Consider the following 15,369-nt stretch of genomic DNA (forward strand, 5'->3'; position numbering starts at 1 on the left):
TATTAAAAAAGAATTGTAAATTTGCACACTCAAAAATAATTAAAAATTTTTAAACAAAAAGAGTATCATTTGTTTACACCTTTTTCTAATCATGAAAAAGCTTCAAAATAAAAATACTCCAAACAATAAATATAAAGAAAAGATGAAAAAAGGAATTCACCCAGAAAATTACAGATTAGTTGCATTTAAAGACATGTCTAATGATGACGTTTTTATCACTAAATCTACTGCAGATACAAAAGAAACAATTGAAGTTGACGGAGTTGAGTATCCAGTTGTAAAAATGGAGATTTCTAGAACATCTCACCCTTTTTATACTGGTAAATCTAAACTTATCGATACTGCAGGACGTATTGATAAATTCAAAACTAAATATGCAAAACACGCTAAAAAATAATAGCTGTTTTAAATCATACAAAAGCCTTCCAATTTCTGGGAGGCTTTTTTTATGTGTCATTGTGCCGTTTTTTTCAAAGGAATGAACAAAAGCATTTTATGGATATCTTTTTTATCTTTGACAGAACTAAACAAAACTGCAATGGAGTTTCTTAGAAAAATTTTTATTGAGGAATTGGGTTTGGAGATGCATCATTTTGAAAAATTCAGGGATAACATTCAAATTAAAGTTCTGAAGAAAAAAGAATTTCTGATTAAGGAAGGTTCTGTATGTAATTTTATTGGAATTGTCGTTTCTGGAAAACTCCGTTCCTACGTGCAGAATGAAGACGCCGAATTTAATAATGATTTTTATCTGAAACACAGTTTTGTAAGTGCTTACACAAGTTATCTGACTCAAAATCCAACCAATTGTAATATCGAAGCTTTGGCTGATGCCGAAATTCATTATATAACGCTTTCCCAGTTTGATAAATTAATTGAAGAAGATTTTGCGTTTTTAAAACTGGCAAAATATATTTCGGATTTATTTTTTATTAGAAAATGTAGGAGAGAAACTTCGTTTTTGAAAAATTCAGCAAAGGAAAGACTTCAAACATTATATCAAACTTATCCCGGAATAGAGCAGGAGGTTTCTCAATATCATATTGCTTCTTATCTCGGAATAAAACCAGAATCCTTAAGTAGAATAAAACTCTTAACATACATCAATAAATAAAAAATTATTTAGGCTGAATTTTGTGCTTCAATCTAAAAATTTGAAGTATGCCAGCAATTCATCTAAAAGTAAGCGGTGAAGAAAATCCCGCTTTAGCACAAGAATTAGTAAAAACTATTAGTATTCTTACTAAAGAAGTTTTGAATAAAAAATCTGAAATCACAGTGGTAACCGTCTCTTTTATACCCAATTATCTCTGGTTTGTGAATTCGCAATCTTTGGCAGAATTAAATCAGAACAGTTTCTTTCTTACTATTAAAATTTCAGACTCAACCAATCTTAAAGATGATAAAGCAAAGTTTATAGAAAGGCTTCATCTTTCACTTGCTTCTATATTGGGGAATCTTCATCCAGTAAGTTACACAGCAATCGAAGAAATGAAGGCCGATGCTTATGGTTATGAAGGCCTAACGATAGAGTACAAAATCATTAATAATAAAATTTCAAAAGCCTAAATGGAAATGGGAAAAGTGAAAATGATATTGGTTTTGCTATTTTTTGCTGTACAGTTTTACGGACAGCAAAAAAAAGATAATAAGGCAGAGATACAGAATATTATTAATTTGTATTCTAAAAGTGTAATAGAACGGGATTCAATTTCATTTTACAGTTTGTTTAATGATGATGATGTAACTTGGTGCGCTGCTTATAAAGATAGAACTCAGGCAAAAGAAGTAGAGGCAAAAGGAGAGAAAGCTTCAAATAATAATTACTTTTCTGGTTCATACAAAAAGTTTTTAAGAGGTTTGTTTCGGTATAAAGAAACCGAAGACAAATTTGATTCGATTAAGATTATCGAAGACGGAACGGTGGCTTCTGTTACGATGAACTACAGTTTTTGGGCAGATCATAAAATGACAAACTGGGGCTCTAAATATTTAAACCTTATTAAAAAAGAGGGCAAATGGAAGATTACAAGTGTGATTTATTCTTTGGAATTAGTTAAATACTTTAAACCGCATGTAGAAAAAAACAGCAATTAGCTCCGATTTTTGTTTGTTAATAAAATGTACGATTATTAGTCATTATTGTAATCATGTAAAAGCTGCAAATAAAATATTTGTAACTTTGAACTCAGGTAACCAAATCAAATTTTAACAAACACTCAATTATTTATGAACTACATTCTTTTCGACGGTCCCGTTCGGAATGCTTTATTGCCATTTACTTTTACAAGGCCGGTGGCAGATATTTTAGTCGGAATTAAGACTATTCGCCAAAAATGGGAAATGCGGCTGGGGTCTACCATCACAACTATAACCGAAGAATATCTGTCTGAAAAATATCCGATGGTAGAAATGGAAGAAAATGTGATGATCAACGCGGCGTATCTGCCAAATGATACACTTGTAGAGATGATTTCTGAATTAAAGGAAAACCAGGCTATTTTTAAAGGAGAAGATGTAATTGCTTTTTTTGCTGGTGAAAATCAGGAAGAAGTCGATTTTGATTCTTATGAAATTCTTTCTTATGAAGGAGAATGCCTTACAATCGAACATACTTGGGATATTTTTTCTAAAAATGATGCTGCTATACGTGCCGATTTTGATTATTTGACAGCAGACAGAAAATCGCAGCCAATTCCGAAAAGCGTAAACGTAATAGCGCCAGAAAATATTTTTATAGAAGAAGGAGCAAAATTAGAGTTTGTAACTTTAAACGCTTCGACAGGACCAATATATATCGGTAAGAATGCCGAAATTATGGAAGGAACCGTAATTCGAGGGCCATTCGCTTTATGCGAAAATGCAATGGTGAAAATGTCGGCAAAGGTGTATGGAGCAACAACTGTCGGACCTGGCTCTAGGATAGGAGGGGAGGTTAAGAACTCAGTTCTTTTTGCTAATTCGAATAAAGGCCACGAAGGGTTTTTAGGTGATTCTGTTTTAGGTGAATGGTGCAATATCGGCGCTGATTCTAATAATTCGAATCTGAAAAATAATTACGAAGAAGTTAAGTTATGGAGCTACGAAACAGAAGGATTTGCTAAAACCGGGCTTCAATTTTGCGGCTTAATGATGGGGGATCATAGCAAATGCGGTATTAATACCATGTTTAATACCGGAACAGTTGTAGGAGTGAGCTCGAATATTTTCGGTTCTGGTTTTCCGCGTAATTTTGTTCCAAGTTTTTCTTGGGGCGGCGCAGCAGGTTTTACCACTTACGTAACCAAAAAAGCTTTTGAAACTGCGCGTTTGGTTTTGTCAAGGAGAAATATAGAATTTGATGAAACAGAACAAGCAATCTTAGAACACGTTTTTGAAGAAACGAAAAAATGGAGAAAAGATTAATTAGATAATTTGTCAATTTGAAAATTAGAAAATGTGTCAATTAGGCAATGTGCCAATTTTTCCTATGCGATAATTTATGCAACCCGATAGGTTTATAAAACCTGTCGGGTTTGTTTTTTACGGGCTAATTTTTCTTTAATTATATAATTAAAGAATCATCTAATTGGCAAATTATCTAATTATCAAATTGTCACATTTTCTAATTGACTAATTATCTAATTAGACTATCTTTGCAGCTTCAAAAAACAATGCATTTTAAAAATCTAAAATCTAAATGATTACAGTTAACGATATTTCGGTTCAGTTTGGAGGAACTACACTTTTCAGCGATGTTTCTTTCGCGATAAACGAGAATGATAAAATTGCCCTTATGGGTAAGAATGGTGCAGGAAAATCGACACTTTTAAAAATTATTGCAGGAGCTAATAAACCTTCAACAGGAAATATTTCAGCTCCAAAAGAAGCGGTTATTGCATATCTGCCTCAGCATTTGCTGACTCAAGACGGAGCGACTGTAATGGAAGAAGCATCAAAAGCTTTTAGTGAGGTTTTTAAAATGAAAGCTGAAATTGATGAAATCAACGAACAATTGACCGTTCGTACTGATTATGAAAGTAACGAATACATGAAATTGATTGAAAGAGTTTCGGACTTAAGCGAGAAATTTTATGCTATTGAAGAGGTGAATTATGAAGCAGAAGTTGAGAAAATCTTGGTTGGTCTTGGTTTTGAGCGTGAAGATTTTACACGTCAGACTTCTGAGTTTTCAGGTGGATGGAGAATGCGTATCGAATTGGCCAAAATCCTTTTGCAAAAACCAGATTTAATTCTGCTTGATGAGCCAACCAACCACATGGATATCGAAAGTATTCAATGGTTGGAAGATTTTCTTCTAAATCAGGCAAAAGCGGTTGTGGTAATCTCGCACGACAGAGCGTTTGTAGATAATATCACCAATCGTACTATCGAAGTTACAATGGGAAGAATTTATGATTATAAAGCTAAATATTCTCATTACCTAGAATTAAGAAAAGATCGTCGTATTCATCAGCAGAAAGCTTATGATGAACAGCAGAAAATGATTGCCGAGAATCGTGCTTTTATTGATCGTTTTAAAGGAACTTTCTCTAAAACAGATGCGGTTCAGTCTCGTGTAAAAATGTTGGAGAAACTAGAAATTGTTCAGGTAGATGAAGTAGATACTTCTGCTTTACGTCTGAAATTCCCGCCAGCGGCACGTTCTGGTCAATATCCTGTTATTGTAAAAGAAATGTCTAAATCTTATGGGGATCATGTGGTTTTTAAAGATGCAAACATTGTAATCGAGAGAGGACAGAAAGTGGCTTTTGTCGGAAAAAATGGAGAAGGAAAATCGACTATGATCAAAGCGATCATGAAAGAAATCGGCGTTGATTCAGGAAGTGTTGAAATCGGACACAATGCTCAAATTGGGTATTTTGCTCAAAATCAAGCTGCTTTATTAGACGAAAATGCAACCATATTTGAGACAATAGACGGTATTGCGGTTGGAGACATCAGAACGCAGATTAAAAATATTTTAGGCGCCTTCATGTTTCAGGGAGATGATATTACCAAAAAGGTAAAAGTGCTTTCTGGAGGAGAAAAAACACGTTTGGCAATGATCAAATTATTGTTGGAGCCGGTAAATTTATTGATTCTGGATGAGCCTTCGAATCACTTGGATATGAAAACTAAAGATATCATTAAAGATGCTTTGAGAGATTTTGACGGAACTTTGATTCTTGTTTCACACGATCGTGATTTCCTTGACGGATTAGCAACTAAAGTGTTTGAGTTTGGAAATAAACGTGTAAAAGAGCATTTTGAAGATGTTGCAGGTTTCCTTGCTCACAAGAAAATGGATTCTATGAGAGAAATCGAAAAGTAAGAAATAGTAATATAGTTTATGAAGCGCAGTATGTTCCTGCGCTTTTTTTGTGCGTTATTTTTTACATTGCATCATTATTTTTGTTATTTTAGCTTGTGTATTAATGAGTTATGTTTCTCTAAAAACTTAGGCTGATTTGCATCAGTAGTAAAAATTTAATTTTTTATTTATGGAATTTGTAAGCAAACCACTAATAAGAATTGTTTTTATTTTTCTAATAATGCCCTTTTTTGTGAAGGCGCAAGGCGATGTAAATCAAGGCGGTGATGATGCAGAACCTGCAGTAAAATATCCTCAATATCAGATAAAAGGGCTTTTGCAGGCTCGTTATCTCGAAAGTTTTGGGGATAATGTCGATGTTTTGGGAGTTCATCATGCTACAGGCGACGTAACGCAGAGCTCTTTTGATATAAAAAGAATGCGGGTTGGGCTTAATACCAAACTCAGCGAAGCTACAGAAATAGTTATTTTGGTTAATCTAGCCGATTTTAAATCGGATACCAAAGGCAAAGTTCTTGAAAATGCCTACGGAAAATATACTTTCAATAAATACATAGCGCTTACTGGAGGTCAGTTTCGTCCAGCTTTTGGTATTGAAGAACTTGTTCCGGTCGACATTATTAAATCTTTTGACTTTTCCAATCAATATTATGAATTTGGTAAAAACGGATGGACGAGCTTTCAAATTGGAGCTTCTGCTACCGGATCCTTCGACGTACGAAAAATTCCTGTAAGTTATGCCATTTCAGTATTAAACGGAAACGGCAAAAATGCGGAAATGGATAAGGATAACGGAAAACAATATTCAACCCGCTGGGTCTTTGGCTTGTCTAAAGAGCACAAAATAAATTTAGGGCTTAACGGCGGTTTCGGAAAAGTTTTTAAGGAAGATGTTTTTGCTGTCGGAGCAGATATTACAAGCGATTTTAAATTGACAGATAAATTTTCTTTTGATCTTCAAATCGAATACAAACAAGGAACCAATCATAATCTGTATTTCTCGCTTCCTGCAGATCAGAGAATAGGAGATGTCTCCGATTATCAAATGCGGGGCGTTTATTTTCTTCCGAATTTAAGATATGTGGTAAATTATAAAAAATTGACAGCTTTAGAATTGTCGTGCCGTTACGAAACTTTTGACCCAAGTTACAAAGTCAATTCAAATGTGAGGCAGACTTATACGCCTATGATTAGCTTAGAGTTCGGAAAAGCTTATACCGGACGCATTGAAATGGGATTTGAAATTGACCGTTTTGATCAAAATGTTCCAAATTCGTCATCTTATAACGATGAATTGTTTCTTATTCAGCTTCAGCTTAGACTTTAATCAACTTAAAATTTAATTTTTATGAAAGAAGTGAAAATTACTCAAACTCTTATTACGCTTGGTGTTGGTATTGCGATTTGGTTTATTCCTGCTCCAGATGGTGTTAAAGTAGAAGCTTGGCATTTGTTTGCCATTTTTGCGGCTACAATTTTAGGGATTATTTTAAAAGCAGCTCCGATGGGAACCATGTGTATGATTGCAATTGCATTAACAGCGTTGTCTCAAGTTCTGGCGCCCGGAGATCCGGGTAAATCGATTACTTTGGCATTAAAAGGTTTTGGGGACAAAGTAATCTGGTTGATCGGAATTTCATTTTTCATCGCAAGAGGCTTCATTAAAACGGGTTTAGGAAATAGGATTGCTTTTTTATTCATCAGGATATTCGGAAAAAGTTCGTTGGGGCTGGCGTATGGTTTGGGACTGGCAGATTTGGTCTTGGCGCCTGCGGTTCCGAGTAACACAGCTAGAGGTGGCGGTATTATTTATCCGATTATGAAATCAATGTCGATGAGTTTCGGTTCAATGCCCGATCAACCTGAAACACATAGAAAGCTGGGGGCATATTTAACGCTGAATAGTTATAATATGAATTTGATTGCCTCATCAATGTTTTTAACCGGAACGGCAAGTAACCCAATGTGTCAGAAGTTTGCATTAAACTTAGGGATAAAAATTACTTGGATGTCGTGGGCCGCCGCGGCGATAGTTCCCGGATTGTGTGCTTTTTTTCTGATTCCGTTTTTATTGTATAAAATTTATCCTCCTGAATTGAAAAAAACAGGTGATGCGCCACAAATTGCTGCACAGAAACTCAAAGAAATGGGAGCAATTACAAGAAATGAGTGGATGATGCTCCTAACGTTTTTTATATTGCTTTTTTTATGGATGACAGGAGATTTGTTTTCTATAGATGCCACCACAACTGCATTTATTGGTTTGGTGGTTTTGCTGCTGACCTCAGTTTTGACTTGGGATGATGTCAAAGCCGAAAAAGGAGCTTGGGATACCATTGTCTGGTTTTCTGTTTTGGTCATGATGGCAAGTTCGCTTAATGAACTTGGTTTTATTGCTTGGTTCAGCGATTTAGTAAAAGCAGAAATAGGAGGTTTAACCTGGCAGATGGCTTTTCCAATTATTGTTTTGGTTTATTTTTTCAGCCATTATCTCTTTGCAAGTGCAACAGCACATGTGGCGGCGATGTATGCGGCTTTGCTTGGTGTAGGAATTTCGCTTGGCATTCCAGGGCTTTTGCTGGCTTTTATGCTTGGTTTTATTGGTTCAATCTACGGAACATTGACACATTATGGCCACGGACCAGCTCCCGTTTTTTTTGGGAGCGGCTACGTAGACCTTAAAAGTTGGTGGATAAAAGGACTTATAACTGGTTTGGTTATGCTCCTTATTTACATGATAATTGGAGGTTTATGGCTCCGAATTATCGGTGATTTTTAAATTCTGATTCCAGGAGGAAGCAATTCTTTGTATTTAGGATTCTTTTTGAAAAACAAAACAATTTTTGGATGAATAGGGACTACTCTGTAATTTTTTTCAGAACTTAAATCTAAAACATTTTTAAGTAAAGTATTGATTTTCTCTTCGTTTTGGAACGAGTCGGGAGTGTTGATTTTGGTTAAGAAAATCTTTTTTTCCTGAAATGAATATTCAACTGTCAGCATTCCTTCGGGTACTGTGGTTTCAAATTGGCGCGCAAACGTGTTGTCTTTGATTTCCATAGTTTTTTCAATAGTTTCCATAATAGTTGTGTTGTTAGGTTATATTAAAATAGTGAATTTGGGACATGAAATGATTATGAAAGAAATTTCTTTATAAGATTTTGACCTCATAATTTATTTCGAATACAAAGGTAATCATTTGATTTTCAATATTAAATAATTTTTTTGAGAACGTATGCATGAAGTTTGTTTTTTTTGGAATCGATTACATAAATACGGTCTGAATTTTGATTAAGATTGCATTAAAAAAAAGTAATTTTATTTTAAAATAACAATTGTAATCTTTATTTGGTGCTATGAGTAAAATTCCAGTTTATTTTATGCCGGGTCTGGCAGCAAGTCCGTCTATTTTTGAAAGAATTCAATTAGATGAAACTATTTTTGAGGTTTGCTTTTTAGAGTGGGAAATTCCTAATCCGAAAGAATCTCTATCTGATTATGCAATTCGAATCAGTAAAAATATAAAACATGAAAATCCTGTTTTAATTGGGGTTTCGTTTGGCGGAATTTTGGTTCAGGAAATTTCAAGACATATTCAAGCCCGAAAAGTAATCATTATATCAAGTGTTAGAAGCAATGCTGAGTTTCCAAGACGAATGAAAATTGGAAAAAGAACGAAAGCCTACAAATTAATTCCGATGCAGATTTTATTGAATGTAGAAAAACTAGCCAAGTTTTCTTTTGGTGAAAAAATCAACAAACGCATTCAGTTGTACGAAAAATTTCTTTCTGTTCGCGATATTTATTATTTGCAATGGGCAGTAGAAACCGTTATTAAATGGGATAGAAGTCAGGTTGATGAAAAAGTAATTCATATTCATGGAGATAACGACCACGTTTTTCCTATAAAATATATCAACAGCTGTATCGTCGTAAAAGGAGGTACACACATTATGATTCTCAATAAATACAAATGGCTGAACGAGAATCTGCCTTCGATTATACTTGATTAAATTCCAATTTTAAAAACTCCAAATTCCCATTCGTTGAGGATTTTAGCGCAAAACGGTGTGCTTTTGAGATAAAAAAATCCCAAACTCCTTTTGGAATTTGGGATTTTAATATTTGGAGTTTAAAGAAAATTTAGATTTTCTTCATTTGTTCTTTCATCATAGAAATCTGATCTTTCAGCATGCCTTGCTTGTCTAATTTTTTTGCTTCATTCAATAAATTAGTAGCTTCCAATTTTCTACGGCGAGACATAGCAACTCCTGCAAGGTTTAATTTAGCTACAGCTAAATCCATATCCATAGATAATCCAAGTTCGATTGCTTTTTTGAAATGTTTCTCTGCTTGGTTAATGTTGGTTTGAGACAACATAATACCGTGTAAATAGTTAAAGTATCCTTGTTGTTTTCTTACCAGAGCAGTTTCAGGATTTTTGATGTATGCTAACCATTTTTTTGCACCTTCAAAATCTTGTTTTCTTAATTTGAAGAAGGCTAAAAGGATAAATTCGTTTTTAAAATAAAGAAAAATTGGAACTGCAGTAAGTAAAAAAAGGAATATGCCATTTCCGATATTACTTTCTGTAAATTGCCAAATGCCAGCAACTACAAGAAGTCCGGCCAAAATAAGTTTGATAATTTTGTTAAACATAATAGATGTATATTTGTGGTTGCAAAGATAGTAAAAGGAATTAAAAATATTTTTATAAAACTGCTTGCCAGAAAAAAAAGTCTTTGTATATTTGCACTCGGTTTTTGAACAACGATATCCAAAACCAAAAGAAAGAGTTAATAGATACCATTTTTAAAGATACAAAGCAATGAGCAAAAGAACATTTCAACCATCGAAAAGAAAAAGAAGAAATAAGCACGGATTTATGGACAGAATGGCTTCTGCGAATGGAAGAAAAGTTCTAGCGCGTAGAAGAGCAAAAGGAAGACATAAATTAACTGTTTCTAGCGAGCCTAGACACAAAAAATAATGTTTTTATAAACATACATAAGGCGATTACTTTCTTAGTATCGCCTTTTTTTATACCTTGTCGGTAAAAAATTTCTCAACATTCTAGTTTATAGCGCACTATGAATGTTTTTTGATAAACTTTTATAACTACACAATACATAAAAAATGCCTAAAGACACATCAATTAAATCCGTTTTAATAATAGGTTCGGGACCTATTGTTATTGGTCAAGCTTGCGAATTCGACTATGCAGGTTCACAATCTGCACGTTCTATTCGTGAAGAAGGAATTGAAGTTATCTTAATTAACTCAAATCCGGCGACGATTATGACCGACCCATCTATGGCCGATCATATTTATTTGAAACCTTTAACTACAAAATCGATTATTGAAATTCTTAAGGAACATCCACAAATTGATGCTGTTTTGCCAACAATGGGAGGACAAACAGCCTTAAACTTGTGTTTGGAGGCTGAGGAAAAAGGAATCTGGCAGGATTTCGGAGTAAGATTAATCGGTGTTGATGTAAATGCAATTAATATTACTGAAGACAGAGAGCAGTTTAAACAGCTTTTAGAAAGAATTAATGTACCGACTGCACCTGCAAAAACAGCGACTTCTTACTTAGAAGGAAAAGAAATCGCACAGGAATTTGGTTTCCCACTTGTAATTCGTCCTTCGTTTACGCTTGGAGGAACTGGAGCAGCTGTGGTTTACAAAAAAGAAGATTTTGATGAGCTTTTAACTCGCGGACTTGAAGCTTCTCCTATTCACGAAGTTTTGATTGACAAAGCTTTAATGGGATGGAAAGAATACGAGTTAGAACTTTTAAGAGATAAAAATGACAACGTTGTAATTATCTGTTCTATCGAAAATATGGATCCAATGGGAATCCATACTGGAGATTCGATTACTGTGGCACCAGCGATGACATTATCTGATACAACTTTCCAAAAATTACGTGACTACGCTATCTTAATGATGAGAAGTATCGGAAATTTTGCTGGAGGATGTAACGTGCAATTCGCAGTTTCGCCAGACGAAAAAGAAGATATCGTAGCAATCGAGATTAATCCTCGTGTATCTCGTTCTTCTGCTTTGGCATCAAAAGCAACTGGATATCCAATTGCAAAAATTGCTTCTAAACTAGCTTTAGGATACAACTTAGATGAGTTGCAAAACCAAATTACAAAATCTACTTCGGCTCTTTTTGAACCAACTTTAGATTACGTAATCGTAAAAATACCACGTTGGAACTTCGATAAATTTGAAGGTTCAGACAGAACTTTAGGACTTCAGATGAAATCTGTAGGGGAGGTTATGGGAATCGGACGTTCTTTCCAGGAGGCGCTTCACAAAGCAACTCAATCTCTAGAAATTAAGAGAAATGGTTTAGGAGCTGACGGAAAAGGATACAAAGATTACGAGTTAATTATCGATAAATTGACTCATGCAAGCTGGGATCGTGTTTTCGTAATTTATGATGCAATTGCAATGGGAATTCCGTTGAGCACAATTCACGAAATTACAAGAATCGATATGTGGTTCTTAAAACAATACGAAGAACTTTATACTTTAGAGAAAGAAATTTCAAACTACAAAGTTTCTAATCTTCCTAAAGAATTGTTGCTTGAAGCGAAACAAAAAGGTTTTGCAGACAGACAATTAGCGCACATGATGAATTGCTTGGAAAGTGAAGTTCACACTTTACGTATGGAGCAAAAAATAAACCGTGTGTTTAAATTAGTAGATACTTGTGCGGCTGAATTTAAAGCGCTGACTCCATATTACTACTCAACTTTTGAAGCTGAAATCGAGAAAGAAAACGGAGAGCGTTTTGTTGACAACGAAAGTATCGTAACAGAGAAAAAGAAAGTGATCGTTTTAGGTTCTGGGCCAAACAGAATTGGGCAAGGAATCGAGTTTGATTACTCTTGTGTGCACGGAGTTTTGGCAGCTAAAGAATGCGGTTACGAAACGATTATGATCAACTGTAATCCTGAAACGGTTTCTACTGACTTTGATACAGCTGATAAATTATACTTCGAACCAGTATTCTGGGAACATATTTATGATATTATCCAACACGAAAAGCCAGAAGGTGTAATCGTTCAGTTGGGAGGTCAGACAGCACTTAAATTAGCAGACAAATTATCTAAATATGGTGTGAAAATCATCGGAACTAGTTTTGATGCACTTGATTTAGCAGAAGATAGAGGACGTTTCTCTGACTTGTTGACGGAATTGCATATTCCTTTCCCAAGATTCGGAATCGCTGAAACGGCTGATGAAGCTTCAAAATTAGCGGATACTTTAGATTTCCCGCTTTTAATTCGTCCTTCTTATGTATTAGGAGGTCAGGGAATGAAAATTGTAATCAATAAAAAAGAGCTTGAAGAGCACGTTATTGATTTGTTGAAAGCAATTCCAGGAAACAAATTACTTCTGGATCACTATTTAGCTGGAGCAATCGAAGCTGAAGCTGATGCAATTTGTGATGCTGATGGAAATGTTTACATCATCGGAATTATGGAGCACATTGAGCCTTGTGGGGTTCACTCTGGAGATAGTAATGCAACATTGCCTCCTTTTAACTTAGGAGAATTTGTAATGCAGCAAATTAAAGATCACACGCATAAAATTGCGAGAGCTTTAAAAACGGTTGGATTAATCAATATTCAGTTTGCGATTAAAGACGATACAGTTTACATCATCGAGGCAAACCCAAGAGCTTCAAGAACGGTTCCGTTTATTGCAAAAGCTTACGGAGAGCCTTATGTAAACTACGCTACAAAAGTAATGTTGGGACACAATAAAGTAACCGACTTTGATTTCAATCCGCAATTAAATGGTTTTGCAATCAAACAGCCTGTTTTCTCTTTCAGCAAATTCCCGAACGTAAACAAAGCGTTAGGGCCAGAAATGAAATCAACAGGAGAAAGCATCTTGTTTATTGATGACTTAAAAGACGATCAATTTTACGAATTGTATTCTAGAAGAAAAATGTATTTGAGTAAATAATCTCGGATTCTATTATAAAAGAAAAGCTCCAATGAAAATTGGAGCTTTTTTTTAAGGTTTGATTTTGACTATTTTATTATCTTTAATGATAACTAATTCACTATTTGATTTCTTTTTGAATTCGATTAACTTTTCGTAAACTTTATTCATTCCATCAACAATTTTTTGTTGATTTACAGATCTTTTATATTCTTTCATTCCAATATTTTTTTAAATTATTGAATTTAGTTTCGTCTAAGATTTTTATTTCCGTTTCAAAAGACTTTTCAGCTATTAATTCTGGTATTCCAAATGAATTGTCAAAAATAAGTACTTCGTCTACAATTTCAAGATAAATTTCGAAAAGGTTTTTAATTCCGTTTGGGTACTTGCGTTTTATAACTTCTGTATCGATATTGTGCCCACCTTCCATTACTCTTGTTCTGACTCTTTCGATTGCTAAATCAACTGTTTCTAACCTAGAAAAACAAAAGAGTAACATTGTATTTTTCTTTTTTAGCCTCAATAATTTTTGATTTATAACTTTTAGTTGATAATGTAGTTTCAAAAGCAAAAGTTTTTTTGGTATCTAAAAGCTCATTAATCCGATTAAGCATTATTCTTCCAGCCTCAAAGGATACTTTTTCAGGTTGAAAAGGGGATAGTCCTTTTGCAATTTCATCGGCATTTACAAATTCTTTACAATCTAAAATTTTAGGTAAAATGGTAAAAGAAGCAGTTGTTTTTCCTGCTCCATTACAACCTGAAATAATGTAAAGATGTTTATAATCATTCTCAGAAAGGTAAAAAATACCTATTACAAACATCAATTTTTAGGATGTTTATTGATGACTTAAAAGAAGATTAATTCTACGAATTATATCCTAGAAGAAAAATGTATTTGAGTAAATAATCTCAGATTCTATTATAAAAGAAAAGCTCCAATGAAAATTGGAGCTTTATTGTTTTAAAGTTGCGTGTTTATTTAATAAGCAACATCATATCTGTAACTGAAAGCTCCATCGGTTACTTTTGTAGTAACAGGATTGGATGTGCTGACAGGTTTTGAGTAATCTTCGACACAATTAAACCAGAATGTTCCTTTTACTGTTTTTGCATTGGTATCGACAGCTGTTATCACTAAACTGCCTTCAATCGGATATTGGATATTGGTTCCTTTGCTGTTGTAAGACATTTCTATTTGAGTTTTAGAAGCGTCGTATGTAGCAGCTGTAATTGCATATGTTCCAACTTTAAGGTCAGTTCTTTTAATGAAAATCCTAATTTCATCAATTAAAGTTTTTCTTCCTTGAAGCTGAATATAATGTGTTTCTGGGTAGTAATTAAATAATGGCTTGGTTGCATAATCAGATGAAAATGGATTTTTCATTTCCCATAAGGTTCCGTCAATTTTTGCAGTCATTGCAAATTTTGACACAGGATTGTCATCTGGTGTATCGGCGTTGTTATCATCGCTTGAGCAACTGTTTAGAATTAAAATTAAGAAAAGAAATAAAATTTTTGTTGTTTTCATTTAGGGATTTGTTTTTTGGTTATGGGGCAAATGTAAATGAATATTTGTTAATATAATTTTTGATTTTTGAGAAAATTATGATTAATTATAGACATAAAAAAAAAAGCTCCAATTTGGAACTTTTTCTATTTTTAGGTTATTCATTTTTGTTGAATGCCATATTATCTCTAGTGTTTTTTTGAACAGATATTGCACCAAATAGCGCTAATAAAAAAGCAAATGCATAGAAGCCTTTTTCGCTTGGTAAAATTGTTGCATTTATTAATCCAATAACTAATAGAGCGACGGATAAAATTGTTCCGAACCAGCAAATTCCATAATAGATATTTGTTACAGGAAGGTTTTCAAGTTTGTCTCTAACGCTTTTTTGTAAGGAAACCACACCAAAAAGGCCAAACATCAGGACTGTAAAATAATATCCCTTTTCATTTAATTGCATTTCTGCTCTTGCAAGTCCTACTATAAATCCCACTGTTCCTGCGGCTAATGCCACCCAAGACGCCACAATATATGCGGTCGAAGTTTTTTGTATCATGTTAAGTTTATTTTT

Annotated in this window: 16 protein-coding genes and 1 pseudogene; 11 read left to right on the forward strand and 6 right to left on the reverse strand. The window is 34.0% G+C overall.

Translation table 11 applies throughout. The features are described 5' to 3' along the window. Positions 1-142 precede the first annotated feature (142 nt). The 8 genes from ACFFLS_RS03220 (at position 143) to ACFFLS_RS03255 (ending at position 8,093) form a co-directional block, all read left to right on the forward strand. Positions 143-397: a type B 50S ribosomal protein L31 gene (locus ACFFLS_RS03220; protein WP_011921626.1), complete on the forward strand. Its 255-nt coding sequence runs from the start codon at positions 143-145 to the stop codon at positions 395-397. 141 nt (positions 398-538) lie between these two features. Continuing rightward, a complete protein-coding gene (locus tag ACFFLS_RS03225) occupies positions 539-1,114 on the forward strand; it encodes a Crp/Fnr family transcriptional regulator (protein WP_379683241.1) in 576 nt (191 codons plus the stop codon). Positions 1,115-1,161: 47 nt separating this feature from the next. Next, positions 1,162-1,569 carry a tautomerase family protein gene (locus tag ACFFLS_RS03230; RefSeq protein WP_379683240.1) on the forward strand — a complete coding sequence of 136 codons (408 nt, stop codon included), beginning with the start codon at positions 1,162-1,164 and terminating at the stop codon, positions 1,567-1,569. Between the two features lie 6 nt (positions 1,570-1,575). Continuing rightward, complete coding sequence (locus ACFFLS_RS03235) at positions 1,576-2,097, forward strand: Cif family virulence factor (RefSeq protein ID WP_379683239.1); 522 nt, start codon at positions 1,576-1,578, stop codon at positions 2,095-2,097. 132 nt (positions 2,098-2,229) lie between these two features. Then, on the forward strand, positions 2,230-3,405 hold the full coding sequence (locus ACFFLS_RS03240; protein ID WP_379683238.1) for a GlmU family protein: 1,176 nt from the start codon (positions 2,230-2,232) through the stop codon (positions 3,403-3,405). Positions 3,406-3,679: 274 nt separating this feature from the next. Next, positions 3,680-5,314: an ABC-F family ATP-binding cassette domain-containing protein gene (locus ACFFLS_RS03245; protein ID WP_379683237.1), complete on the forward strand. Its 1,635-nt coding sequence runs from the start codon at positions 3,680-3,682 to the stop codon at positions 5,312-5,314. Between the two features lie 169 nt (positions 5,315-5,483). Then, positions 5,484-6,641: a porin gene (locus ACFFLS_RS03250; protein WP_379683236.1), complete on the forward strand. Its 1,158-nt coding sequence runs from the start codon at positions 5,484-5,486 to the stop codon at positions 6,639-6,641. Between the two features lie 21 nt (positions 6,642-6,662). Continuing rightward, on the forward strand, positions 6,663-8,093 hold the full coding sequence (locus tag ACFFLS_RS03255) for an anion permease (protein WP_379683235.1): 1,431 nt from the start codon (positions 6,663-6,665) through the stop codon (positions 8,091-8,093). Here ACFFLS_RS03255 and ACFFLS_RS03260 read toward each other — a convergent pair. Then, positions 8,090-8,395, reverse strand: coding sequence for a GNAT family N-acetyltransferase (locus ACFFLS_RS03260; RefSeq protein WP_379683234.1), 306 nt, complete (start codon positions 8,393-8,395; stop codon positions 8,090-8,092). The genes ACFFLS_RS03255 and ACFFLS_RS03260 overlap by 4 nt on opposite strands. A 275-nt stretch (positions 8,396-8,670) precedes the next feature. Here ACFFLS_RS03260 and ACFFLS_RS03265 point away from each other — a divergent pair, with 275 nt between their 5' ends. After that, positions 8,671-9,327 (forward strand): alpha/beta hydrolase, encoded by a 657-nt coding sequence (locus ACFFLS_RS03265; RefSeq protein ID WP_379683233.1) that lies wholly within the window; start codon positions 8,671-8,673, stop codon positions 9,325-9,327. 130 nt (positions 9,328-9,457) lie between these two features. Here the strand turns inward: ACFFLS_RS03265 and ACFFLS_RS03270 are convergent, their stop codons facing one another. Next, positions 9,458-9,973 carry a DUF2892 domain-containing protein gene (locus ACFFLS_RS03270; protein WP_379683232.1) on the reverse strand — a complete coding sequence of 172 codons (516 nt, stop codon included), beginning with the start codon at positions 9,971-9,973 and terminating at the stop codon, positions 9,458-9,460. A 169-nt stretch (positions 9,974-10,142) separates the two neighbouring features. On the opposite strand from ACFFLS_RS03270, the gene rpmH reads away from it, so the two are divergent. Continuing rightward, positions 10,143-10,304 carry a 50S ribosomal protein L34 gene (gene rpmH / locus ACFFLS_RS03275; RefSeq protein WP_008464848.1) on the forward strand — a complete coding sequence of 54 codons (162 nt, stop codon included), beginning with the start codon at positions 10,143-10,145 and terminating at the stop codon, positions 10,302-10,304. 146 nt (positions 10,305-10,450) lie between these two features. Further along, a complete protein-coding gene (gene carB / locus ACFFLS_RS03280) occupies positions 10,451-13,306 on the forward strand; it encodes a carbamoyl-phosphate synthase large subunit (protein WP_379689161.1) in 2,856 nt (951 codons plus the stop codon). A gap of 51 nt (positions 13,307-13,357) precedes the next feature. On the opposite strand, the gene ACFFLS_RS03285 is transcribed toward carB, so the two are convergent. From ACFFLS_RS03285 to yiaA, 4 genes and pseudogenes are all read right to left on the reverse strand, one after another. Then, entirely contained in the window at positions 13,358-13,504 is a 147-nt protein-coding gene (locus ACFFLS_RS03285; protein ID WP_202393950.1) for a hypothetical protein, read from the reverse strand. Continuing rightward, positions 13,491-14,112, reverse strand: a pseudogene (locus ACFFLS_RS03290) (ATPase). The gene ACFFLS_RS03285 and the pseudogene ACFFLS_RS03290 overlap by 14 nt, the downstream one beginning before the upstream one ends. Before the next feature lie 158 nt (positions 14,113-14,270). Continuing rightward, complete coding sequence (locus tag ACFFLS_RS03295; RefSeq protein ID WP_379683231.1) at positions 14,271-14,819, reverse strand: Riean_0653 family protein; 549 nt, start codon at positions 14,817-14,819, stop codon at positions 14,271-14,273. 136 nt (positions 14,820-14,955) lie between these two features. Continuing rightward, entirely contained in the window at positions 14,956-15,354 is a 399-nt protein-coding gene (gene yiaA / locus ACFFLS_RS03300; protein WP_379683230.1) for an inner membrane protein YiaA, read from the reverse strand. Between the last annotated feature and the right edge of the window lie 15 nt (positions 15,355-15,369).

The sequence above is a fragment of the Flavobacterium procerum genome, from assembly GCF_042431625.1.
GTDB lineage: Bacteria > Bacteroidota > Bacteroidia > Flavobacteriales > Flavobacteriaceae > Flavobacterium > Flavobacterium procerum.